At 59.3% G+C, this 22768-nt stretch carries 22 protein-coding genes and 1 pseudogene; 16 read left to right on the forward strand and 7 right to left on the reverse strand.

The window, feature by feature from the left end:
- Positions 1-3: 3 nt before the first annotated feature.
- The gene (locus HZ99_RS03940) at positions 4-273 is read right to left on the reverse strand and encodes a PepSY domain-containing protein (protein ID WP_038441496.1); all 270 of its coding nucleotides are present in this window, start codon (positions 271-273) and stop codon (positions 4-6) included.
- 151 nt (positions 274-424) lie between these two features.
- Here HZ99_RS03940 and HZ99_RS03945 point away from each other — a divergent pair, with 151 nt between their 5' ends.
- The 7 genes and pseudogenes from HZ99_RS03945 to HZ99_RS03975 all read left to right on the forward strand — a co-directional run bounded on the left by HZ99_RS03945 (position 425) and on the right by HZ99_RS03975 (position 6447).
- A complete protein-coding gene (locus HZ99_RS03945; RefSeq protein ID WP_038441497.1) occupies positions 425-1423 on the forward strand; it encodes a FecR family protein in 999 nt (332 codons plus the stop codon).
- Between the two features lie 333 nt (positions 1424-1756).
- Complete coding sequence (locus tag HZ99_RS03950; protein ID WP_008603554.1) at positions 1757-2215, forward strand: hypothetical protein; 459 nt, start codon at positions 1757-1759, stop codon at positions 2213-2215.
- Complete coding sequence (locus HZ99_RS03955) at positions 2212-2760, forward strand: hypothetical protein (protein ID WP_008603556.1); 549 nt, start codon at positions 2212-2214, stop codon at positions 2758-2760. The genes HZ99_RS03950 and HZ99_RS03955 overlap by 4 nt, the downstream gene beginning before the upstream one ends.
- 452 nt (positions 2761-3212) lie before the next feature.
- Positions 3213-3306 (forward strand): annotated as a pseudogene (locus HZ99_RS29485) (heme utilization protein); the annotation flags it as partial.
- A 334-nt stretch (positions 3307-3640) separates the two neighbouring features.
- Complete coding sequence (locus HZ99_RS03965) at positions 3641-4321, forward strand: C39 family peptidase (protein ID WP_038447852.1); 681 nt, start codon at positions 3641-3643, stop codon at positions 4319-4321.
- Between the two features lie 37 nt (positions 4322-4358).
- Entirely contained in the window at positions 4359-5105 is a 747-nt protein-coding gene (locus HZ99_RS03970; RefSeq protein ID WP_038441498.1) for a hypothetical protein, read from the forward strand.
- A 49-nt stretch (positions 5106-5154) separates the two neighbouring features.
- Positions 5155-6447: an autotransporter outer membrane beta-barrel domain-containing protein gene (locus HZ99_RS03975; RefSeq protein WP_008603564.1), complete on the forward strand. Its 1293-nt coding sequence runs from the start codon at positions 5155-5157 to the stop codon at positions 6445-6447.
- Positions 6448-6608: 161 nt separating this feature from the next.
- On the opposite strand, the gene HZ99_RS03980 is transcribed toward HZ99_RS03975, so the two are convergent.
- Positions 6609-7934, reverse strand: coding sequence for a sigma-54 dependent transcriptional regulator (locus HZ99_RS03980; RefSeq protein ID WP_038441499.1), 1326 nt, complete (start codon positions 7932-7934; stop codon positions 6609-6611).
- 341 nt (positions 7935-8275) lie between these two features.
- Between HZ99_RS03980 and HZ99_RS03985 the strand changes: the two genes are divergently transcribed.
- Positions 8276-8542 (forward strand): hypothetical protein, encoded by a 267-nt coding sequence (locus HZ99_RS03985; RefSeq protein ID WP_038441500.1) that lies wholly within the window; start codon positions 8276-8278, stop codon positions 8540-8542.
- A gap of 212 nt (positions 8543-8754) precedes the next feature.
- Entirely contained in the window at positions 8755-10257 is a 1503-nt protein-coding gene (nhaB, locus tag HZ99_RS03990; protein WP_038441501.1) for a sodium/proton antiporter NhaB, read from the forward strand.
- On the opposite strand, the gene HZ99_RS03995 is transcribed toward nhaB, so the two are convergent.
- Genes HZ99_RS03995 through gnd form a run of 3 tightly spaced genes read right to left on the reverse strand, consistent with a single transcriptional unit; the run spans position 10245 to position 13566 of the window.
- Positions 10245-11069: a Cof-type HAD-IIB family hydrolase gene (locus tag HZ99_RS03995; protein WP_038441502.1), complete on the reverse strand. Its 825-nt coding sequence runs from the start codon at positions 11067-11069 to the stop codon at positions 10245-10247. The genes nhaB and HZ99_RS03995 overlap by 13 nt on opposite strands.
- Complete coding sequence (gene zwf, locus HZ99_RS04000) at positions 11066-12589, reverse strand: glucose-6-phosphate dehydrogenase (RefSeq protein WP_038441503.1); 1524 nt, start codon at positions 12587-12589, stop codon at positions 11066-11068. Before zwf ends, HZ99_RS03995 begins: the two co-directional genes overlap by 4 nt.
- Complete coding sequence (gene gnd / locus HZ99_RS04005; RefSeq protein WP_038441504.1) at positions 12586-13566, reverse strand: phosphogluconate dehydrogenase (NAD(+)-dependent, decarboxylating); 981 nt, start codon at positions 13564-13566, stop codon at positions 12586-12588. The genes zwf and gnd overlap by 4 nt, the downstream gene beginning before the upstream one ends.
- 278 nt (positions 13567-13844) lie before the next feature.
- On the opposite strand from gnd, the gene HZ99_RS28885 reads away from it, so the two are divergent.
- Positions 13845-13994 (forward strand): DUF6026 family protein, encoded by a 150-nt coding sequence (locus tag HZ99_RS28885; RefSeq protein WP_220273128.1) that lies wholly within the window; start codon positions 13845-13847, stop codon positions 13992-13994.
- 188 nt (positions 13995-14182) lie between these two features.
- Positions 14183-15928: a phosphoethanolamine transferase CptA gene (locus HZ99_RS04010; protein ID WP_038441505.1), complete on the forward strand. Its 1746-nt coding sequence runs from the start codon at positions 14183-14185 to the stop codon at positions 15926-15928.
- A gap of 129 nt (positions 15929-16057) precedes the next feature.
- On the opposite strand, the gene HZ99_RS04015 is transcribed toward HZ99_RS04010, so the two are convergent.
- Positions 16058-16978 carry a LysR family transcriptional regulator gene (locus HZ99_RS04015; protein ID WP_038441506.1) on the reverse strand — a complete coding sequence of 307 codons (921 nt, stop codon included), beginning with the start codon at positions 16976-16978 and terminating at the stop codon, positions 16058-16060.
- A gap of 179 nt (positions 16979-17157) precedes the next feature.
- Here HZ99_RS04015 and HZ99_RS04020 point away from each other — a divergent pair, with 179 nt between their 5' ends.
- The 5 genes from HZ99_RS04020 (at position 17158) to HZ99_RS04040 (ending at position 22174) form a co-directional block, all read left to right on the forward strand.
- Positions 17158-18651, forward strand: a complete 1494-nt coding sequence (locus HZ99_RS04020; RefSeq protein ID WP_051903033.1) for an alginate export family protein — start codon at positions 17158-17160, stop codon at positions 18649-18651.
- 152 nt (positions 18652-18803) lie between these two features.
- Positions 18804-19487, forward strand: a complete 684-nt coding sequence (locus HZ99_RS04025) for a hydrolase (protein WP_038441507.1) — start codon at positions 18804-18806, stop codon at positions 19485-19487.
- Positions 19488-19574: 87 nt separating this feature from the next.
- Positions 19575-19823 (forward strand): XapX domain-containing protein, encoded by a 249-nt coding sequence (locus HZ99_RS04030; RefSeq protein WP_038441508.1) that lies wholly within the window; start codon positions 19575-19577, stop codon positions 19821-19823.
- A gap of 68 nt (positions 19824-19891) precedes the next feature.
- Positions 19892-21787 (forward strand): amidohydrolase, encoded by a 1896-nt coding sequence (locus HZ99_RS04035; protein ID WP_038441509.1) that lies wholly within the window; start codon positions 19892-19894, stop codon positions 21785-21787.
- A gap of 165 nt (positions 21788-21952) precedes the next feature.
- Entirely contained in the window at positions 21953-22174 is a 222-nt protein-coding gene (locus HZ99_RS04040; RefSeq protein WP_038441510.1) for a hypothetical protein, read from the forward strand.
- Between the two features lie 98 nt (positions 22175-22272).
- Here the strand turns inward: HZ99_RS04040 and HZ99_RS04045 are convergent, their stop codons facing one another.
- Positions 22273-22764 (reverse strand): GNAT family N-acetyltransferase, encoded by a 492-nt coding sequence (locus HZ99_RS04045; RefSeq protein WP_038441511.1) that lies wholly within the window; start codon positions 22762-22764, stop codon positions 22273-22275.
- Between the last annotated feature and the right edge of the window lie 4 nt (positions 22765-22768).

Genomic DNA, 22768 nt, shown 5'->3' on the forward strand with positions numbered 1-22768 from the left:
GGATCAGTCCTTCTGGTCCCGCAGCACATTGCCCGAGGCGCCATCGATGCGCACTTCATAGACACTGCCGTCAGCCTTGCGACCTTTGACTTCCCAATAACCATTGTCGTCAGCTTCGGCCTGGTAGACCTCAATGTAACCGGCTTTGGTCTTGGCAGTTTCGATGGCTTTCTCGATGGTAATCCAGCCGGCTCCTGGTTTGTCGGCCAAGGCGGCTCCAGCGCCGAGCAAGGTGGCAGTGGCAAGCATGGCGGTGAGGGTTTTCTTCAGCATTTTCTTACTCCGTTAGAGAGAATGACTTACAGATCCAGATTTTTAGGGTGTTTGCAGGCCGAATTAGTTCCACATTGATGCTCATTCGCCATGATGGCTGTTCTCGGCACCCTGTCGGGAAGGTTAGAATGTAGGAAATCAGGAAGCACCAATGACCGAAAAGCCCCTTTCAGAAGCCGAATATGACGCAGTCACCGATGCCGCCGCGCATTGGTGCATGCGCCTGCACGCTTTTGATTGCACAGAGGCCGAGCGCCAGGCTTTCGAACAGTGGCACGATGCACACCCCCTGCATGCTTTCGAATATGCCGCCATGCTGGAAATCTGGGAAGTTGCCGACCATTTGCCGCGCAACAGCAACACGGCTCCACCGGTCGTGCCGGCCATGCCTCAGCGTCGGTGGCGTACCTATGCCGTGGCTGCCGCCATTTCGCTGGTGGCTTTGCCACTGGCCGCCTTTACCGGCTGGGAGGCCGGTTGGCTGCCCAGTTCCTATGAGCACTACAACGCAACCAACGGCCTGCGCCACGTGACACTGGCCGATGGTAGCGAAGTGGAACTGAACCTGGGCACCGAACTGGTCTACAGCAACTACAAGGATGAGCGCCGGGCCACCCTGAAAAAAGGTGAAGCGTTCTTCAAGATCAGCCATGACCGCGCACACCCGTTTGTGGTGCGTGCCGGTACAGGCCAGGTTCGGGTGACGGGCACTCAGTTCAACGTCTGGAAATACGACGATCAGGTGCGGGTCATGCTGCTGGAAGGCTCGGTGAAGATCACCAGCGATGTCAGCCACAGTGGGCTGAGCCTGACACCCGGGATGCAGGCCAGTTACACCCGGGGGGACGCACAACCGCAGCTCAAGGCGTTCTCCCCCCATGATCCGGCACTGGCATGGCGCACGGGCAAGTTGATCCTCGACAACCTGGCGCTGGTGGATGCCTTGCCCTTGATCAACCGCTATCTCGGCAAACCCGTGATGCTGGCGGATACCGGCACCGGCAATATTCGCATTGGCGGGATCTACGATATCCATGAAGTCCCCCATCTGGTGTCTTCCCTGCCCAAGGTGCTGCCGGTCTACCTGACCCAGAACCAGGAAGGCAACACTGTACTCAATTCGATCCCGCGCAAAACTCCCAAGACCTGAACAAGACTCGGCATCACCGCGCACAGCGATTGTTCGCGTCAGCCTGTCCATTTTTGAAACACTCGTCACAGCGCAACGGCCCCGTGGATGCGGGTTCATCGTTTCGTCATCCAGGGTGTCTCAACCCTGAAACACCCCTTCCCCGCTACCTGCGCCAGCCCGGCGCAGGTCATTGGCCGCTGCCCTGTTTCATGGGTGATACACCGCGCGCCCAGTAACTTCACCAATAACTCCAAGTTATTGAATAACCAGAAAATATAAAAATCGGCACAGCTTCTGCTCTATTCCTCACAACGCTGTTTAGGGTCAGCGTTAAAAACAAGGAATGCTGCCGTGGCGACTCTCAACCAAGGCTCACTGAGCCTACTGCTGATCAGCTGTGTACTGGGCGCCAGTGTGAGCGTGCCCGCCTCTGCCGAGGACGGCATCATCGTGACAGGGCGCAATGTGCAAGGCTTCATGGTCGGCCGGCCTTCCTTTGGCAAAGACCCGTACCCGTCCACCGCCAACGCCAACCCCAGCCAGCAGATCCTGCGTGCCACCGGCGGCGAACTCAGCGATAACGATTTCGCGGGTGTCAGCAGCGGTTCGACCATCACCCGCGCCATCCTGCCTAACGGCGACCTCCCCGGCTTGAGCAACACCCTGGGCAACAACTCGGCTGGCCTGGGCGCCGGTGCGGCGGCCGGACATGCCAGCGGCAACAGCCTGGGCGGGCAGATCAGTGGGTCGATCGAGCGCGGCCTGGCACCGTTGAATAACATCGGCGCGATGATGGGGGTCCAGCCATGACTCATTCATGGTTACTCCTCACCGTTCTTGGCTGCTCAGCCGCCATGGCCGACAGCAACAATCAGGCCCTGATCGACAACGCCGGCAAGCAATACACGGGCGTGCTGTCAGTCAACCAGGCCGCCGGCAATCAACACCAACAGATCAACAGCCGTGCGATCAGCCTCGGTGGCCAGGCCAGCGACGCGCTCATCCAGAAACTCGACGGCAAGGTTGATCCTTCCCTGAATGCCAGTGCGGCAATCCAGGGCAGCGCTTTCAGCAATGGCAACGGCATCCTGGGCGTCAACCAGTCGGCCGGGGCCAATAACCAGATGATCAATGCGGTGCGGATCAGCACAGGCCCGCAAAGCGTCGATGACAACGTCCTGTCGCAACAGAACATGACGCTGTTACCAGACTCGCGATCCCCCTCTACCACTGGCAGCCGCCAAGTCGTTACCAGCGACCAGGCCTTCACCGGCAGCCGTGGAGTGGTACAGGTGAATCAGAGTGCAGGGGTGGGGAACCGCATGGCTAACACCCTCGGTGTAACTATCAAGTAACCGCTTGATAGGTGTTTGTTAGACCGTACCAACACTTAACCAACTAATTAGAAGCAAGGAGATACACCATGAAACCTACAATGGCTCTCAAACCACTGGTTTTTGCTCTGGCTGCGCTCATGGCTGTTGCTGCACAGGCAGGTCCTGCCGAAAAATGGAAACCCACTCCAGCGCCAACCGGCACCGTGGCTGCCGCCGTGACCGATACCCAAGTGAGCAAGGACAACAAGTTCGACGACACCAAGACCCTCAACAACGCAGGAGCCAACGGTTCGCTGAGCAACAGCAAAGGCAACCTGGGCGCTAACATTGCCGCGGGCTCGGGCAACCAGCAAGACAACGCGGCTGCCATCACCAGCAGTGCCGGTGATGCTGCTACCGTCTTCGCTGTGGCCGATATCTATCAAGAAAGCAAAGACAACAAGTTCACCAACAAGGGCACGCAAAACAACGCTCTGCTGAACAATTCGGCCAACAACAGCTCCGGCAACGTGGGCGTCAACGTGGCAGCCGGTCAGGGTAACCAACAGAAAAACAACCTGGCAATCGTGACGGCTGACGGCAAAAACGTCGCGGCTGCCTCGAACACCGAACAAGTGTCCCTGGATAACCACTTCCTCAACGAAGCCTCATCCAAACACAGCTACAAGCCGCAATACGTGGTCAACAACGCTGGCCTGCTCAACTCGGCCAACAACGCCTCCGGCAACATCGGCGTGAACGTTGCCGCAGGTGCTGGCAACCAGCAAAGCAACACCCTCACCCTGGGCAGCGGCTGCACCGTCTGCGCAGCGGGCACTGGCAGCAAACTGGCGTTCTGATGCAACGGGGCCTTGGCAACAAGGCCCTTTTTATTTCCAGTGTCCATCAGGTCATGATCATGCGCCGCGCGACCCTCTGCCTCCTGTTACTGCTCGCCGGCCCCTCGTGGGCAGGGCAAATGGCGATTTCCGCCATGCCCGGCGGTGCGGTGATCTTCAAGAAGGTCGAGAGCATCCGCGAACGCCGGTTCGCCAACCTGGTGGAACAGAAAACCGATTTCAGCTGTGGTGCTGCTGCCCTCGCAACCATCCTGCGCCAGGCCTATTGGCTGGACGTCGATGAAGAACACGTCATCAAGGGCATGCTGGTCAACGCTGACCAGGACCTGGTACGCACCCAGGGCTTTTCCATGCTGGACATGAAGCGTTACCTGGAAAGCATCGGCATGCGGGCCCGGGGTTACAAGATCGGCCCCGATACCCTGCTGACGGTAAAGATCCCGGTGGTGGTGCTGGTGGAGATCCGTGGCTACAAGCATTTTGTGGTGATGCAGCGGGCCGAGAAAGACTGGGTCTATATCGGCGATCCGGTCCTGGGCAACAAGCGCCTTTCGCGGGACGACTTCCTCGCAGGCTGGAATGGCATCGTCTTCGCCGTGCTCGGCGAGGGCTATGACAAGGCCAATGCCCTGCTCGATCCCCCCACGCCGTTGACCGCCAAGACCAAAATGAACGAGTTCCGGCCCGTGGGCGACGCCGAGCTGATGGACTTCGGTTTCATCCAGAGCGACTTCTTCTAGAAGCGCCATAAGGGGCAGGATGCCCCAGGAGCAGATGATGAACACTTCCCGTTGGCTCACGGCCCTGTGCCTGGCAGCCTCGATGCCTGCTTATGCCGCCTCGGCGTTCAAGCCCATTGAAATGAGCGACGCGGAACTGGCCGAACTGCGCGGCCGCTTTGTGATGCCGGGGCGGATTATCAGTTTCGGCATTGTCATGAGTACCACCTGGACCAATGCGGCGGGCGACACCAGTACGGTGAGCGCCAACATGCATATCGACTCCTCCACCATCACCCCGCAGTTCTATGTGCAGTCCACCGGATCGGTCGGTAACGGCACCAATCGCGATCCTGGTACGGGCACTGTCGTCGGTGGCGCCGGCCTGGGCAGCGGCCAGGGTGTGACCCAGACCGTGCGTGCCGCCGGCGACGGTAATACGGCGTACAACAATGTCGGGATCAATGTCAGTGAAAACGGCCTGTCGCCGGCCAATGTGGCGCAATCCGGGCATGCCTTGATGGCAGGCGGCTCCTTCACCACAGAGAGCGCTGCCGGTCGGGTCAGCGTTTCCGCCAACAATGGCGGCGTGCAAATGGCCATCGCTGCCCATAACAACCAGGGTAATGCGCTGCAGCAAATCGGCGGCGGCAATGTGCTGCAAGGTACGGTTCTGCAAGGCAACAGCAACTTCGTCAATAACATGACCCAGCTCAATGTCGCACTTGGCAATAATGGCCTGAACGCGGGGGCCTTGAACTGCAATCTGGATCAACTCAAAGGCCTACGCACGCTCGGTTATTGAACTACGCTGACCCTCGACACTTACGCATTAGAAAAGGACGGCTTACTTCATGCATCGATCGTTATCACTACGTGCCGTTGTCTGTTTAAGTACGCTCTTGCCCGCGAGTCTGTTGTACGCAGCGCCAGACGTGGATATCGAAACTCTCAAACAAGAACTGCTGGAGCTCAAGCAGCGTTACGAAGCCCAACAAAAAGCCCTGGCGGTGCTTGAACAAAGGGTACGCCAGGTGGAAGACCAGCCAGCAACGCCCGCGCCCAAGCGCCTGGCCAAATCGCCGGCAGACTTCAAGCAAAGCGGCAGCACCGTGGCCGCCAGCAGCGGTACGGGAGGCGCCACAGGCGGCAGTTCCTACGGGCAATCGCTCAAGGATGATTCGGAGCCGGCACAAAGCGTCAGCAACTTGTACAACGAAGCCAGCGGTTTCTTCGGCAACGGCAAGTTCAGTTTTGAAACCGGCATTACCTACGCGCGCTATGACGCCCGCCAATTGACCCTCAATGGGTTCCTGGCACTGGACTCGATCTTTCTCGGCAATATCAACCTTGACCGGATCAAGGCTGATAACTGGACCCTGGACTTGACCGGCCGCTACAACCTCGACAACCGCTGGCAGTTCGACGTCAACGTACCGGTGGTGTACCGCGAGTCGACCTATCAGTCCGGCGGCGCCAGTGGCGGAGACCCCCAGGCCACTTCAGAAGAGAGCGTGAGCCGGGATCCAACCATCGGCGACGTCAACTTCGGGATCGCCTACAAGTTCCTCGACGAGTCTGCGACGATGCCGGATGCCGTGGTGTCGGTGCGGGTCAAGGCGCCAACCGGCAAGGAGCCTTTCGGGATCAAGCTGGTGCGCTCGACAGCCAACGACAACCTGTACGTGCCGGAAAGCCTGCCGACCGGCAACGGCGTGTGGTCGATCACGCCAGGGCTCTCCCTGGTCAAGACCTTCGACCCAGCCGTGCTGTTTGGCTCGGTTTCCTACACCCACAACCTCGAAGATTCGTTTGATGACATCAGTAGCGACGTCAACCAGAAGGTCGGTGGCAAGGTCCGCCTGGGTGACAGCTTCCAGTTCGGTGTGGGTGTGGCGTTTGCCCTCAACGAACGCATGAGTATGTCGTTTTCGGTGTCGGACCTGATCCAGCGTAAAAGCAAACTCAAGCCTGACGGGGGCGGCTGGCAGTCGATTGTTTCCAGTGATGCCAATGCGGGCTATTTCAACGTTGGCATGACCATCGCCGCCAGTGAGAACCTGACAATTGTGCCCAACCTGGCCATCGGCATGACGGATGACGCCCCCGACTTCACCTTCAGCCTGAAATTCCCGTACTACTTCTAAAACCGCTGCGCCTCCTTGTAGGAGCCCGGCTTGCCGGCGATGTGGGTCTCAAGGCCGCTATCGCCGGCAAGCCGGCCCCCTACAAGCAATGTCGCTCCCTGGCGGATAAAAGGAAAAGCCCCATCGCGATAAGGGTCGCGACGGGGCTTTTTTTACCCGCCCTAGCGGATCTGGTGTTTGTGCAGCAACCGGTAGAACGTGGGCCGCGAAACTCCCAGCACACGTGCCGCGACACTCAGGTTGTCACTGTGCCGGTTCAGCACATCGCATAGCGCCTGGCGTTCGGCGCGGTGCTTGTAGTCTTCCAGTGTCGCCATGGGCAGCACGATTGCCTGCTGGCTTTGCAAGCCCAGGTCGGCCGCTTCGATTTGCCGCCCCTCTGCCAGTACCAGGCCTCGTCGCACTCGGTTGGCCAACTCACGCACATTGCCTGGCCAGCCATGCTTGCCCATGGCGACCAACGCGTCCTCGCTGAAACTGCGCGGACGGCGCCCGGTTTCCTGGCTGTAGAACCTGGAAAAATGATTGGCCAGCATGCCGACATCGCCATGCCGCTCACGCAGGGGCGCGGTAACCACCTGCAGGACATTGAGCCGGTAGTACAAGTCCTCACGGAAGGCGCCCTTCTCGATGGCGGCCTCCAGGTCGACGTGAGTCGCGGCCAACACCCGCACATCCACCGCAATCGGCTGGCTGCCACCGACACGTTCGATCTGTTTTTCCTGGAGAAAACGCAGCAGGTTGGCTTGCAACTCCATCGGCAGGTCGCCGATTTCATCGAGGAACAAGGTACCGCCATTGGCCGCTTCGATACGGCCGATCTTGCGCTGGTGGGCGCCGGTGAATGCGCCCTTTTCATGGCCAAACAGCTCGGACTGGATCAAGTGCTCGGGAATCGCGCCGCAATTGATCGCCACAAAGGGCTTGGCGTGGCGCAGGGATTGGCGGTGCAAGGTCCTGGCCACCAGCTCCTTGCCAGTGCCGCTGTCGCCACGGATCAGAATCGGTGACTCGGTGGGGGCCAGTTTCGCCAGCAGTTTGCGCAGCTCGCGGATTGGCCGGCTGTCACCCAGCAGTTCATGCTCCGGCTCGTTCACATGAGCCACGCCTTTGCCCCGCAGCCGCGCCATGCCAAAGGCGCGGCCCAGGGTCACCTGGGCCCGTGACACATCGAACGGCAAGGTGTGGAAGTCAAAAAACCATTCGCAGACAAAGTCGCCGACATTCTGCAGGCGCAGCATCTCGGGGCTGAGCACGGCAATCCATTCGGTGCCGCTACGGCTGATCAGTTCCTTGACCGCCTCGGGGCGTTCCAAGTGCATGGGTTGGAGCCGCAACAACCCCACATCACAGGTACGGTCCCCCAACGCATCCAGGGCGCAGCTGTCCACATCCCAGCCAGCCGCCCGCAAACCAGGCAATAGCTGGTGGCAGTCGTCACAGGGGTCGACCACAAGCAAGCGACGCAGGGCTGGTGTAACAACCATGACTATTCCTTGGCGTCAAAATCATTAAAGTTATTTAGAAACAACAGTTTGAGTGGACTGCTCATAACCCTAGCAAGATCTTGACACCACCCTTGTATCGTTTCGCGATAACACCATCCCCCATACAGCATTTCGCGATCAGCCCCCTCAAAAAACCCTACTTCACTCTTTCATTCACCTTTCAAAATCGCGCCTTACATGACGTTAATCACGAAAAGTTGAATTTTCTTGTTCTAACATGTGACCCGTACCCCGTCATCGTGCATCAGTACAGGTACTAGCCGAACGGTAAGCCCAACCGACGGCACATCTTTTGATTGGGCACTTAGAGAGAAGACCCCATGAACGCCCCGCTCCGTATCAACGAAGCTCTTTTGATCGCAGACCGTGCTTTCCAACCCTTTCACTGCGTGGCCTGGGCCCCACAAGACGGTACTGGCGAATTGAGCCTGACCGTGATTGACCGCACTGAAAACCGTATCGGGCGCAAACAGATTCCTTGCAGTACTTATTCCGATCCAAAACAATTGGAAACCCTGCTACTGCAAGTCCGCGCCGAACTCAATGGCGAAGGCTATCAACTACAGTCCTGGGCAATGCCTAAGTAAAGTTGCACGACTACTGCAACTTTGTAAGTGCCGTTTGGTTATTCACTGACTGACGCATTTACTGTAGGAGCGAGCTTGCTCGCGAAAAACCCGAGGGCACCGCATTTATCCTGGTGCCCTGCGGTATCGTTAACGTTTTTCGCGAGCAAGCTCGCTCCTGCAATGGGTGAGCATCGGGCACCTTGCGCGCTTCTCGCCCCCAGGAGCACCCCATGTCCGGTTCAATGGCCCAGGCCTTTGCCCATAACTTCCTTGGGCACTCGCCTCGTTGGTACAAGGCCAGCATCCTCGCCTTCCTAATCCTCAACCCCCTGGTGCTCTGGGCTTTTGGCCCGGTCGCGGCAGGCTGGCTGCTGGTGGCGCAATTCATTTTCACCCTGGCCATGGCGCTGCACTGCTACCCGTTGATGCCCGGCGGGCTGTTGATGGTCGAGGCGCTGTTGCTGCGCATGACCACGCCTCAGGCGCTGTACGACGAGCTGCTGCATAATTTTCCGGTCATCCTGCTGCTGATGTTCATGGTCGCCGGCATCTACTTTATGAAGGACTTGCTGCTCTTTCTGTTTTCGCGCCTGCTGCTGGGCGTGCGTTCCAAGGCGCTGCTGGGGCTGATGTTCTGTTTTTTGTCGGCCTTTCTTTCAGCCTTTCTCGATGCCTTGACCGTCACGGCGGTGATTATCAGTGCCGCGGCGGGTTTCTATTCGGTGTATCACCGGGTGGCTTGCGGCAATGATCCACGCCAGGACAGCGAGTACAGCGACGACCGCCAGCTGCCCACCTTGCACCACGCCGACCTTGAGCAATTTCGCGCCTTCCTGCGCAGCCTGTTGATGCACGGCGCCGTCGGCACCGCCCTGGGTGGCGTGTGTACGTTGGTAGGAGAGCCTCAGAACCTGTTGATCGGCCATGAGATGGGCTGGAATTTCAGCGAATTCTTCCAACAGATTGCCCCGGTATCGCTGCCAGTGCTGGCCGCCGGCCTGATCACCTGTGTGCTGCTGGAAAAGCTGCGCTGGTTTGGCTATGGCACGCTATTGCCGGACAACGTGCGCCGGGTGCTGGCCAACTACGCCCGCGAAGACAGCGCCGAACGTACTCCACGCCAGCAGGCGGCGCTGGTTGTCCAGGGCCTGGCAGCACTGATCCTGATCACGGGCCTGGCCTTTCATATCGCCGAGGTTGGCTTGATCGGCCTGCTGGTGATCGTGCTGATCACTGCCTTTACCGGAATTACCGAAGAACACCGCATCGGCAATGCCTTCAAGGACGCCCTGCCCTTTACGGCGTTGCTGGTGGTGTTCTTCGCGGTGGTCGCGGTGATTCATGATCAACAGCTGTTCACCCCACTGATCCAATGGGTGCTGGCACTGCCCGCCGAACAACAACCGGGCATGCTGTTTATTGCCAACGGCCTGTTGTCCGCCATCAGCGACAACGTGTTTGTGGCGACGATCTACATCACTGAGGTCAAGCAGGCATTCGTGTCCGGCCATATGAGCCGCGAGCACTTCGAGACCCTGGCCATTGCGATCAATACCGGGACCAACCTGCCCAGCGTGGCGACGCCCAACGGCCAGGCGGCATTCCTGTTTTTGCTGACATCGGCGATTGCGCCGCTGATCCGCCTGTCCTACGGGCGCATGGTGTGGATGGCGCTGCCGTATACGGTGGTGATGGGCCTGCTGGGCTGGTACGCGGTCAGTTACTGGCTGTGAAGGATAAACCGCTCAATGGCTTGGGCCGCTCCGTCCTCGACATTGCTGGCGGTGACCACATCGGCCTGGCGCTTGACCGCTTCTTCGGCCTGCCCCATGGCAATCGACAACCCGGCCACCTGAAACATCGCCGGGTCATTGCCGCCATCGCCGATGGCCGCCGTCTGCTCCAGCGCCACCCCCAGATGAGCGGCCAGGGTTTTCAGGGCATCGCCCTTGTTGGCCTGCATCGCGGTGATATCGAGATAGACCGGCTGCGAACGCGATACCTGAGCCAAACCTGCGACCTTGGGCTGCAACTGGGCTTCCAGTTCGACCAGCAACTGGGTATTGGCGCTGGCGGCGACGATTTTGTCGATCCGCCCCAGAAAGGGCTCGAAACTCTCCACCACCACCGGGGCATAACCCAGGCCATGCTGCTCCCGAGGCACCATGGGGCCCTTGGGGTCACGCAGCAGCCAATCGCCATCGGCAAACACCCAGACTTCCACCTCCGGTTGTTCGCACAGCAGCGCCAAAGCGATCAGCGCCGCCTCTGCCGGCAAGTGGTGTGCGACCAGGATGCTGCCATCCGGGTTGACCAGGGTGCCGCCATTGAACCCCGCCGTGGGCACGTCGACGCCCAGGGCTTCGATCTGCTGCAACATGGCCCTGGGCGGTCGCCCGGTGGCCAGGCTGAAAAACACCCCGGCCTCACGCAGCGCCCGCACGGCATCAATGGTGCGTTGGCTCAGACTGTGATCGGGCAACAACAAGGTGCCGTCCATATCACTCAACAAAAAACGGATGGGTTGAATCGCTTCTTCACTCATCCGAGGCGATGCCAGGCGCGACCATCACGGGCCAGCAACTCGTCTGCCGCTGCCGGGCCGTCTTCGCCGGCCTTGTAGGCCTGGATCCCGTCGTCTTCCTTCCAGACATCGAGGAACGGCTGCACCGCACGCCAGCCATTTTCGATGTTGTCGGCACGCTGGAACAGCGTCTGGTCACCCGTCAGGCAGTCGTAGATCAGGGTTTCGTAGCCGGTGGACGGCTGCATCTCGAAGAAGTCCTTGTAGGCAAAGCCCAGCTGGATGTTAGCCATGTCCAGGGTCGGCCCGGGCTTTTTCGCCAGCAGGTCGAACCACATGCCTTCATTGGGCTGGATCTGGATCTTCAGGTACGTCGGCTTGAGCTCGTCGACGTCGGTGTCGCGAAACTGCGCATAGGGCGCCGGCTTGAAGCAGATAACGATCTCGGTGTCGCGCACACTCATGCGCTTGCCGGTACGCAGGTAGAACGGCACGCCGACCCAGCGCCAGTTATCGATCATCACCTTGAGCGCCACGAAGGTCTCGGTGCTGCTGTCCGGTGCCACGTTGGCCTCTTGCCGATACCCAGGCAGCGCCTTGCCGCCGATCTCGCCGGTGGTGTACTGGCCACGCACCGAGTTGGCCCGTGCGTCCTCCAGGGACCAGGGGCGCACGGCACCAATCACCTTGGCTTTCTCGCCACGCACCGCGTCGGCGCCAAAGGCGGCCGGCGGCTCCATGGCAATCATCGCCAGTAACTGGAACAGGTGATTGGGCACCATGTCCCGCAGGGTACCGGTGTTCTCGAAGAAGCTGCCGCGGGTTTCCACACCGACGGTTTCCGCGGCGGTGATCTGCACGTGGTCAATGTAGTGGTTGTTCCAGAACGCTTCGAACAACACATTGGAGAAACGGCTGATCAGGATGTTCTGTACCGTTTCCTTGCCCAGGTAATGGTCAATGCGGTAGATCTGCTTCTCGCTCATGACTTTGAGCAGGCACGCGTTCAGCGCCTCGGCGGTCGCCAGGTCGGAACCGAACGGCTTTTCGATCACCACGCGGCGGAACGCCTCAGGGCTTTCCTCCAGCAGGTTGGCCCGGCCCAGGCGCTGCACCACTTCACTGAAGAAGCGTGGCGCGGTAGCCAGGTAGAACACTGCGTTGCCGGTGCCGCTGTCAGCGATTTTGCTGGCGATGTCGGCATAAGTGCCCTCATCGAGAAAATCGCCCTGCACGTAGCTGATGCCCTTGGCCAACTGGGCCCACAACTGTGGGTCCAGTGCATGTTCGGCATTACCCTTGACCTTGCTCGCAGCTTCGGTGCGGATGAAGTCTTCGAGTTTCTTGGCGAAGTCAGCATCGCTGATAGCGTTGTGATCCACTCCGACAATCCGCAGCCCCTCACCCAGCAGGCCATCGCGACTGAGGTTGTACAGCGCCGGCATCAGCAGACGCTTGACCAGGTCGCCATGGGCGCCGAACAGGAACAAGGTAGTGGGTGGCGCAGGTTCGGCCTTGGGTTTCTTGCCGTTAGCCGTCATTTTTTGGAAGTCTCCACATGGCCGCCGAAGCCGAAGCGCATGGCCGACAGCAGCTTGTCACCGTAAGTGCTCTGCTGGCGCGAGCGGAACCGCGCGAACAACGAGTTGGACAGCACCGGCACCGGCACCGATTGCTCCATGGCTGCTTCGATAGTCCAGCGCCCTTCGCCACTGTCGGCCACGGAACCGGAGTAACCGTCGAGCTTGGGGTCGGTTGCCAGGGCATCGGCCGTCAGGTCCAGCAACCAGGAAGAGACGACGCTGCCGCGACGCCAGACCTCGGCGATATCCGCCACATTGAGGTCGAAACGCTGTTCTTCCGGCAGGTTCTCCGAGTTCTTGGTCTTGAGGATGTCAAACCCTTCGGCAAAGGCCTGCATCATCCCGTACTCGATGCCGTTGTGGATCATCTTCACAAAATGCCCGGAACCGGCAGGGCCCGCATGGATATAGCCACGCTCGGCACGATCGTCAGTGGCGGTACGGTCCTTGGTGCGCGGGATATCGCCCAGTCCCGGCGCCAGGGTGGCGAAGATCGGGTCCAGGTGCTTGACGGTCTCGGCGTCGCCACCAATCATCATGCAGTAGCCACGCTCCAGGCCCCAAACGCCACCAGAGGTCCCGACGTCGATGTAGTGCAGGCCTTTTTCCGCCAGGGCCTTGCCGCGACGCACGTCGTCCTTATAGAACGTGTTGCCACCGTCGATGATCACATCGCCTGGCTCCATCAGCTCGCTCAGGTCGTTGATCGTGGTTTCGGTGGGCTCGCCCGCCGGCAGCATGACCCAGACGGCCCGCGGCTTTTGCAGGCCTGCAACCAGGGCGGCCAGATCGGCAACGCCGGTCGCGCCCTCTTCGCTCAAGCCTTTGACGAATGCTTCATTGCGGTCGTAGACCACGGTGGTATGCCCATTGAGCATCAAGCGGCGCGCAATATTCCCGCCCATGCGGCCTAGTCCGATAATCCCCAGTTGCATGTATTGATGCTCCCAACTACAAATAAAAAATGTGTGACACAGTTTATAGCGCAATGACGAATTAGTCCGGCGCCAATCGCACTAGTTTCATCAGAAAAAGAGGCCATCGTTTCACCATCATTGGCTGAAAAGTCACAACGACCATAAAAAATAAAAAAGTTCCCTTGAGCAAAAAAAGAAATCAGAATCGCCCCCGACTCCTGCCAGGGCTTCGATTCAAACACTCTGGCACCGCGATACACCGGCTATTTGCGAGGTAAGCAATGCGCACTGCCCAGATGACACGCCCGCCACAGACCCTTTACGTCACCATCCGCCGCGACGAGTTGCGCCAATTGAAAGACGAACGTGAGCAGTTGCAACAGGAAGTCATCCGCTTGCGTGCGCAATTGCAGGCCCAGCTAACAAACCAAGCCATTACCTGCTGATCCGTTGCAGGAGCCGGCTAGCCGGCGATGAAGGCCGTGGGATCGACGCCGGACTTGTAGGCCTTATCGCCGGCAAGCCGGCTCCTACAGATCCAACTCACAAACTTTTCACCAGCCCTTCCTGATAATCCCCCGCCAGAACGCCGCCCCAGGCATGGGCGGTGGCAATTATTGGGTTGGAGCGCTGCATGGCGATGTTCAAACGCGGCACGAAGTCTGCAAAAGGGTTTGATTGGGCCGGCCTTGGCTGGATGTTCCTGTTTTTCTGGTACTTCTCAGGAATTACCCAACTGCTGATCCAACTGACCGGCACCTCCGGCTTCAGTGGTTTCCGCCAGGCGTTCTTCATGAGCGCACTGTGGTTGGCGCCCATGCTGCTGTTCCCGCGGCGAGTCCGGCTGCTGGCTGCGTTGATCGGCGTGGTGTTATGGGCCTGTTCCATGGCCAGCCTGGGCTATTTCTTTATTTACCAGCAGGAATTTTCCCAGAGCGTCATCTTCATCATGTTCGAGTCGAACATCTCTGAAGCCGGCGAATACGCCACCCAATATTTTGCCTGGTGGATCGTGCTGGCCTTTATCGCCCACACCGCCCTGGCGATTTTCCTCTGGACCCGCGTGCGCCCAGTCTATCTGCCCAAGGGCCGGGCAATCGTCGCGGCGACGGCGATTGTGCTGGCGATTGTCGGTTATCCGCTGGTCAAGCAGATTGCTACCAATGACACCCTGGAGCAGGCCATCGATGGTTTCGAAACCCGCGTCGAACCTGCAGTGCCCTGGCAGATGATCGTCGCCTATCGGCGCTACACCCAGCAGTTGAACAACATGCAGGGCATGCTCGATAACGCCAGCAAAATCCCGCCCCTGAGCAACTTCAAAGACAGCATGGCCGGCCAACCGTCGACCCTGGTGCTGGTGATCGGCGAGTCCACCAACCGCCAGCGCATGAGCCTCTACGGCTACCCACGCAAGACCACCCCGGAGCTGGACAAGCTGCGCGACCAATTGGACGTGTTTGATAACGTCATCACCCCACGCCCCTACACCATCGAGGCGCTGCAACAAGTGCTGACCTTCGCCGACGAAGAGCACCCGGACCTGTACCTCAAGACCCCGTCCATCGTCAGCATGATGAAACAGGCCGGCTACAAGACCTTCTGGATCACCAACCAGCAGACCATGACCAAGCGCAACACCATGCTCACCACGTTCTCCGAACAGGCTGACGAGCAGGTGTACCTCAATAACAACCGCAACCAAAACGCCCGCCAATACGATGGCGACGTGCTGGAGCCGTTCTCCAAGGCCCTTGCCGACAAGGCCGAGCGCAAGCTGATCGTGGTACACCTGCTGGGTACCCACATGAGCTATCAGTACCGCTACCCACCGAGTTTCGACACCTTCACCGATCGCCAGGGCGTCCCGGCCGGCGTGCGTGACGACCAACTGCCGACCTACAACAGCTATGACAATGCGGTGCGTTACAACGACTTCGTGGTGTCGAGCCTGATCAAGGACTACGCCAAGACCGACCCCAATGGTTTCCTGCTGTACCTCTCCGACCACGGCGAGGACGTGTTCGACTCGGCGGGCCACGAAACCCTGGGCCGTAACGAAGGCAAGCCGACGGCGCCGATGTACACGATTCCCTTCATGACCTGGGCCTCGCCGAAGTGGCGCGCTACCCACGACTGGAATATGCAAGGCGACTTGCAACGCCCCTACAGCAGCTCGCAGTTGATTCACACCTGGGCTGACCTTGCCGGCTTGAGCTTCGACGAACTGGACCGCAGCCGCAGCCTGGTCAGTGACAGCTTCAAGCCGCGGCCCTTGCTGATCGGCGACCCCTACCAGCGCCCGCAGAAGGCCTTGATTGACTTCAGTTTGATCAAGCCCAAGGCCAACCCCACCCCGGCCGGCGTGGTATCGAAGTAACGGTTGAAGGCTCGGGCTCCAGGTGTGCAATGCACGGCAGTCCGAGCCTCTAATCCTTAATGAACACAAGGGGCATGCCCACCGATTTCTCCCGCATAACCGGACCCTACCACCACCTTCTCGCGGTCTTCATTCGGCACTGCGTGCCCACGGCTCTTGGGTAAACCGCTTCGCCAGGTATTCGATAAGGGCTTGTACACGCGCTGGCCGACTGCGCCCTGGAGGCGTCACGATGTGCAGTGCAATGGGCTCCACTTCCCATCCCTCCATGACAGTCTCCAGGGCTCCCGACTGCAGGTCCGACCAGACCAGGAACTCGGGCTGTAGCGCCACGCCCAGCCCAGCCAATAATGATGGCGTCAATGCCTCGGCATTGTTCACAGATAGGTTGGACAGCATGGTCTGCGTGTACGCGCCATGCCGCTTATGGTGGAAGTGCCACGTCATCCCGCTGCGTGAATACGCATATTGCATCGCCTTGTGCCTGGCGAGATCGCTCGGGTGCCGCGGTCGGCCATGCCGCTCAAAATAGGCCGGCGAACCTACCAGCAGGATCCGCACGCGGCACAGACGGCGTGCCAATAGGCTGGAATCGACAAGGTTGGCGATTCGCAGCGCCAGGTCAAACCGATCCGCCACCAGGTCCACCTGCTTGTCGTTGAATTGCACGTCCAACTCCACATCGGGATTCGTCTGCATGAAATCCGGCAGGATCGGCGCAAGTCGAGAGATCCCAAACGACATCGGCGCCGAAACCCGGATCAAGCCCCGCAGGCTATTGGACTGCTCTGTGACTTCGGCCTCGACCGCTTCTCCTTCTTCAAGAATACGAGAAGCACGCTCCAGTGCCGCATATCCACTTTGCGTCAACGTCATGTTACGAGACGTGCGATGAAACAACATGGCCTTCATGCGTGTTTCCAAGCGTTTGATAGCCTTGGAAACTGTCGCCTGGGACAAAGAAAGCTCGTCGGCCGCCCGGGCAAAAGAGCCCGCTTGCGCCACTTTGGCGAATATTGCCCAAGCTTCCAGATCAGGTAATTTTTTCATCGCAACTTCCGAAATGATTAACCTCGATAAGTGAATAACTTTACTAGTTCCGCCGCTCAAAGCGTGCCCCATAAGGCACCAAAAATGGAAAAGGTGGAATTCCACTTGTTCTATATCGACAGCCCCAAGGCCTCTGTAGCCTCCCCCGACGCCAAACTTTTTTCGCCTTGGGAAGATGTATGCGGCCTACTCCAGACAACTCCGAGACCGCCGACGAGTCCCTGCGTGCGCAATCACGATGGCCCCTGGCCTACGGCCAGACGCGCAAATGTCATAACACGTCCCTACGGCATTCCGGCCTGATCCCGCTGCTGCTGGCATCGTTCGTCACACAGGCTCAGGATGCACGCCCCGCATTCGCAAAAACCCGCTATAGCGAAGACTGGTCGTTCCTGCGTGATCCTGGGCAAAGAACCGATGCTCTGGATAGTTTGAAATTCATCGCGCTGAACGCCGATGGCAGCCATTGGCTTTCGCTGGGCGGCGAAGTGCGCTGGCACTATGACTACACCCGTAACCCGGCGTGGGGCGACGACCCACAGGACCCGCGAGGAGTACTGCTTCAGCGTTACCTGTTACATGGTGATTTGTATCTGGGCAAACGTCTGCGTCTGTTCGGACAACTCTATAGCGCCCAGGAAAGCGGCAGGGCCGGTGGCACGAACCCTATAGACGAGAACCGCCTGGATCTGCAACAGGCCTTCGCCGACATCGCGCTCAGCGATGGCAGCGATTACAAGCCGGTACTACGGGTCGGCCGCCAGGAAATGGCCTACGGTTCGTCTCGGCTTATTGACGTGCGCGAAGGCCCCAATGTGCGCCGTACCTTCGAGGGCGCTCGCCTGCTGATCCAGGCCGGAACCTGGCGCATGGATGCTATCGCCACGCGGCCGGTGCGCGCCCAGGTCGGCAATTTCGACGACCGCATCGACCGCGATCAGGCACTGTGGGGACTGTATGCCTCGCACCCGGCATCGACGCAGTTTCCATTGGGCAGTGCGTTGGACGTTTACTACCTCGGCTATCGCCGCCAGTCGGCACGCTTCGACCAAGGCATAGCCGATGAGCAGCGGCATACCCTCGGCGCACGCCTATGGGGGGCGCGTCTTGGCTGGGACTGGAATGGAGAACTCATCGCCCAGGGCGGGCGATTTGGCAAGGGCCGCATCGCCGCCTGGAGTCTATCGGCCGATACCGGCTACACCTGGTCGAACGTCAGCAGTCAGCCGCGTCTCGGGCTGTCGGTCAACGCCGCCAGCGGCGACAAGAACCCGGACGATAAGGACCTGCAATCGTTCAATGCGCTGTTTCCACGCGGCAACTACTTCTCCGAACTGGCGCTGCTGGGGCCGCGCAATTTCGTCAATCTGCATCCGAGCATCAGCTTCCAGCCGACCGCCTCAGTCACGATGACCGCAGATGTCGATTTTTTCTGGCGCTTGCAGACCCGGGATGGGGTGTATACGCCCGGTAGTGCCCTGCTGCGCAGCGCTCAGGGCAGCGACGCGCGCTTCGTCGGCACAGAACTGTCGCTCAATACCCGATGGGATATCAGTAACCGGCTGTCTTTGACAGGGATCTATTCGCACTTTTTCTCCGGACGTTTCATCCGCGAAACCGGGCCTGCAAGCGATATCGACTATGTTGAATTCACCCTGCAAGCCAAGTTCTGAGCGTCGATGACTATCGCACAGGTCCCAGCTTGTTTATGAAAGAGTGATTAAAACTACCCTGTCAAAAATGGAAAGCGTGCAATTCGATCTGCCTGATTCCGGATGAAAAACCCAAGGCCTAGACTCGGGCAATCAACGGGAGGAAAAACATCATGTCCAACAAGTACCTCGAATTGCTGACCCCACAGAACAGCCAGATCATTTTTATCGACCAGCAGCCGCAAATGGCCTTTGGCGTGCAGTCGATTGACCGTCAGGCCCTGAAGAACAATGTCGTCGCGCTGGCCAAGGGTGCCAAGGTGTTCAAGATCCCGACCACCATCACCACGGTGGAAACCGAAGGTTTTTCCGGCAATACCTACCCGGAACTGCTGGCGGTGTTCCCACAGAACAAGATCCTGGAGCGCACCTCGATGAACTCCTGGGACGATCAGAACGTGCGCGACGCGCTAGCCGCCAATGGTCGCAAAAAGGTCATCGTCTCGGGCTTGTGGACCGAAGTGTGCAATACCACGTTTGCCCTTGAGGCCATCCGAGACGGCGACTATGAAATCTACTTGGTGGCCGACGCTTGCGGTGGCACCTCCACAGAGGCTCACAAGTACGGCATCGACCGCATGGTGCAGGCTGGTGCAGTGCCTGTGACCTGGCAGCAAGTGGTATTGGAATGGCAGCGCGACTGGGCTCGCAAGGAAACCTATGACGACGTGATGGCCTTGGTCAAAGAGCATTCTGGCGCCTACGGCATGGGCGTAGACTACGCCTACACCATGGTTCACAAGGCTCCCGAGCGCGTCCAGCACGGCGAGCGTATCGGCCCCAACCCGGTCAAATAGGGCGCGGGGTTAAGACCGCCGCCCGATGTTTGATACTTGCATAGCCTCAGGTTTGCTGTGCATCTCACTCTCTGGTCGGAAGTGAATATGAAGCTCTATGCATTGTCTCTGGGTGCCGGTTTGCTCGTTGGCATCATTTACAGCCTGTTGAGTGTCCGCTCTCCTGCACCGCCGCTGGTGGCACTGGTTGGCCTGCTCGGTATCCTGATTGGCGAGCAGGTCATTCCGGTCGGCAAGCAGCTGTTGGGCAGAACGACGCTCAGTACAACCAATGAAAAGCCCCAAACCGCCGCCCCCACATTAACCCAGTTGCCCGATCGCCATGGGAAGGACTAAGCAGGCGAACACAGACAGGCCTGATCGACTTCGCCATTTCGCAGTGCCCAATCCAAGGAGCATCCACCGTGTCCAACGCCTATCCTGACGCTGTCTTTTTCAACGGCCAGATCACCACACTGGACCGCAGCAAGCCAATTGCCAGTGCCGTGGCCGTCCAGGCAGGCCGATTTTTGGCCGTCGGCGACGACCAGGAAATCCTGGCGCTGGCCGGTGATCGTACCCGGCACATCAACCTCCAACGCAAGCCTGTGCTCCCCGGCCTGTTCGACAACCATACTCACATGGTGCGCGGCGGTCTGAACTACAACCTGGAACTGCGCTGGGACGGTGTGCGCTCGCTGGCCGATGCGCTGGAGATGCTCAAACGCCAGGTTGCCATCACTCCGGCCCCACAATGGGTCCGCGTAGTGGGGGGATTCACCGAGCAGCAGTTCGTCGAAAAACGCCTGCCGACGCTCGCCGAGATCAACGCCATCGCTCCGGATACCCCGGTTTTCCTCCTGCATCTGTACGACCGCGCCCTGCTCAATGGCGCCGCACTACGCGCCACGGGCTATACCAAAGACACCCCAGCGCCCATAGGTGGCGAAATCGTCCGCGATAGCAACGGCAATCCCACCGGCCTGCTGCTGGCAAAACCGAACGCAACCATCCTTTACTCCACGCTGGCCAAGGGGCCAAAGCTGCCGCTGGAATACCAGATCAACTCAACCCGTCACTTCATGCGCGAACTCAACCGCCTGGGCGTGACCGGCGTAATCGACGCCGGCGGCGGTTCCCAGAATTACCCCGAGGACTACGAAGTCATCCAGAAGCTGGCCGATAACGACCAGATTACCGTGCGCCTGGCCTACAACCTGTTCACCCAGAAACCCAAAGAGGAGAAAGAAGACTTTCTCAACTGGACTAAGTCTGTCACCTACAAACAGGGTGACGACTATTTCCGGCATAACGGCGCAGGCGAAATGTTGGTGTACTCGGCTGCCGACTTCGAGGATTTTCGCGTCGAGCGCCCGGACATGCCTCCACAAATGGAAGGCGAGTTGGAAGAAGTCGTACGCATTCTGGCGCAGAACAAGTGGCCCTGGCGCCTGCACGCTACTTATGACGAGACCATCTCTCGGGCGCTCGACGTGTTCGAGAAGGTGAACCAGGACATCCCCTTGCAAGGTATCAACTGGTTTTTCGACCATGCCGAGACCATCTCCGAGGATTCCATCGACCGCATTGCGGCCCTGGGCGGCGGCATCGCTGTACAGCACCGCATGGCCTATCAGGGTGAATACTTCGTTGAGCGCTACGGTTCTCGGGCCGCCGAGGCGACCCCACCGATCAAGCGCATCCTGGAAAAGGGCGTCAAGGTCTCGGCCGGTACCGACGCCACCCGCGTGGCCTCGTACAACCCGTGGGTGTCGCTGTCATGGATGATCACCGGTAAGACGGTCGGTGGCCTTGGTCTTTATCCTCGGGCCAACCTGCTCGACCGCGAGACCGCGCTACGCATGTGGACCGAGAACGTCGCCTGGTTCTCCAATGAAGAAGGAAAACGCGGTCGCATTTCGGTGGGCCAGTTCGCCGATTTTATCGTGCCTAGCAAGGACTTCTTCGGTGTACCCGAGGATGAAATCTCGTTTCTGACCTCACACTTGACCGTTGTCGGCGGCCGTGTGGTCTATGCCGAGGGTGAGTTTGCCGAGCATGACGACAACCGGCTGCCGCCGGCAATGCCTGACTGGTCGCCAACCCGTACGTTCAAGGGCTATGGCGCCTGGGGCGAGCCGGACGGCGCCGGCAGGAACTCGCTGGCGCCGTTGCACGCACAGGCGGTTGCCTCCTGCAGTTGCGCCAGCGCCTGCGGCCTGCACGGGCACGACCATGCACGTGCGTGGGGCTCGAAGACGCCAGTGTCCGATCTCAAGGGGTTTTTCGGCGCCCTGGGTTGCTCCTGCTGGGCAGTATGAGAATGGTGTGACCAATAGCAAACTGGCTGACCCGTGCAGCCAGTTTGCCGCCTATTTGCTGGAGGATCACGTTAACTCCCACTTAATAAGCCTCCTACAGACTATTCCCATAAATCTGATCAGGGACAGTGCAGATACCGATCACTTTTAATGGGAATACATGCGATGAAACTTTCAACCTTGATGCTTGCCGGCCTATTGGGCCTGACCTCGACTGCGGCCCTCGCCGAAGGCGGCGCGGAGCGCGTGAAGGAATACTTTGACAGCTTCAGCTTCACCCTGAAGCCAATCAACAGCGACGCCGAACAGACTGCGGCGGTCGATGCCAAGGACAAGGAATCAGACTGCGCCGAACACGCGCGGGAAGCCAGGCAACCCAAGAGCTGATGCGCTAAGCAATACCCGGCACCATTGTGCTCCGATGGTGAAGGTCAATTTGGCGCCCGGTATCGGGCGCTTTTTTTTGCGAGCAGTACTGCATTAGCCTAGAGCGCCTTGCTCCAGAACAGCATGCGGCCATGGGCCGGGTCGAAGATTGAGTCATCGAAACCAAACTTGCGGTACGACGCCTGCGCCACCGGGTTTCCTTCCAGCACTTCCAGGGTGATCTTGCAGCAACCGCGCTGGCGGGCAATTTCCTCGACCTTTTGCAGCATTTTCTGGCTCAGGCCCAGGCCACGGAACTGTTCCATGACCACCACATCATGCACGTTGACCAGCGGTCGGCAGGCAAAGGTGGAGAAACCTTCAAAGCAGTTCACCAGGCCCGCCGGCTCCCCGCCGACAAAGGCCAGCACGCTAAATGCATGGGGACGCTTGGCCAGTTCGGCCGGCAGTTGTTCCAGCAGGTCGGCGGACAAGGCGCTGCCCCCGCCCACGGGGTCTTGTGCATAGTGATTGAGCAACAGGCCAATGGCCTCGGCCTGTACAGGGTTGCTGTAGCTGGCTTGCAATATCAGTATTTCTGCGGCTTCCATTTCC

The organism is Pseudomonas fluorescens, from assembly GCF_000730425.1.
In the GTDB taxonomy this organism is placed as follows: Bacteria; Pseudomonadota; Gammaproteobacteria; order Pseudomonadales; family Pseudomonadaceae; genus Aquipseudomonas; species Aquipseudomonas fluorescens_X.

Bases quoted from the DNA above. Each gene is read 5' to 3' on its own strand.
- HZ99_RS28885 (WP_220273128.1), top strand. From the start codon at position 13,845: ATGACACGCCCGCCACAGACCCTTTACGTCACCATCCGCCGCGACGAG.
- HZ99_RS03995 (WP_038441502.1), bottom strand. From the start codon at position 11,069: ATGAGTGAAGAAGCGATTCAACCCATCCGTTTTTTGTTGAGTGATATG.
- HZ99_RS04030 (WP_038441508.1), top strand. From the start codon at position 19,575: ATGAAGCTCTATGCATTGTCTCTGGGTGCCGGTTTGCTCGTTGGCATC.
- HZ99_RS03965 (WP_038447852.1), top strand. From the start codon at position 3,641: ATGCGCCGCGCGACCCTCTGCCTCCTGTTACTGCTCGCCGGCCCCTCG.
- nhaB (WP_038441501.1), top strand. From the start codon at position 8,755: ATGTCCGGTTCAATGGCCCAGGCCTTTGCCCATAACTTCCTTGGGCAC.
- gnd (WP_038441504.1), bottom strand. From the start codon at position 13,566: ATGCAACTGGGGATTATCGGACTAGGCCGCATGGGCGGGAATATTGCG.
- HZ99_RS03955 (WP_008603556.1), top strand. From the start codon at position 2,212: ATGACTCATTCATGGTTACTCCTCACCGTTCTTGGCTGCTCAGCCGCC.
- HZ99_RS04015 (WP_038441506.1), bottom strand. From the start codon at position 16,978: ATGAAAAAATTACCTGATCTGGAAGCTTGGGCAATATTCGCCAAAGTG.
- HZ99_RS03985 (WP_038441500.1), top strand. From the start codon at position 8,276: ATGAACGCCCCGCTCCGTATCAACGAAGCTCTTTTGATCGCAGACCGT.
- zwf (WP_038441503.1), bottom strand. From the start codon at position 12,589: ATGACGGCTAACGGCAAGAAACCCAAGGCCGAACCTGCGCCACCCACT.
- HZ99_RS03980 (WP_038441499.1), bottom strand. From the start codon at position 7,934: ATGGTTGTTACACCAGCCCTGCGTCGCTTGCTTGTGGTCGACCCCTGT.
- HZ99_RS04020 (WP_051903033.1), top strand. From the start codon at position 17,158: ATGCGGCCTACTCCAGACAACTCCGAGACCGCCGACGAGTCCCTGCGT.
- HZ99_RS03945 (WP_038441497.1), top strand. From the start codon at position 425: ATGACCGAAAAGCCCCTTTCAGAAGCCGAATATGACGCAGTCACCGAT.
- HZ99_RS04040 (WP_038441510.1), top strand. From the start codon at position 21,953: ATGAAACTTTCAACCTTGATGCTTGCCGGCCTATTGGGCCTGACCTCG.
- HZ99_RS03940 (WP_038441496.1), bottom strand. From the start codon at position 273: ATGCTGAAGAAAACCCTCACCGCCATGCTTGCCACTGCCACCTTGCTC.
- HZ99_RS03975 (WP_008603564.1), top strand. From the start codon at position 5,155: ATGCATCGATCGTTATCACTACGTGCCGTTGTCTGTTTAAGTACGCTC.
- HZ99_RS04025 (WP_038441507.1), top strand. From the start codon at position 18,804: ATGTCCAACAAGTACCTCGAATTGCTGACCCCACAGAACAGCCAGATC.
- HZ99_RS03970 (WP_038441498.1), top strand. From the start codon at position 4,359: ATGAACACTTCCCGTTGGCTCACGGCCCTGTGCCTGGCAGCCTCGATG.
- HZ99_RS04045 (WP_038441511.1), bottom strand. From the start codon at position 22,764: ATGGAAGCCGCAGAAATACTGATATTGCAAGCCAGCTACAGCAACCCT.
- HZ99_RS04010 (WP_038441505.1), top strand. From the start codon at position 14,183: ATGGCGATGTTCAAACGCGGCACGAAGTCTGCAAAAGGGTTTGATTGG.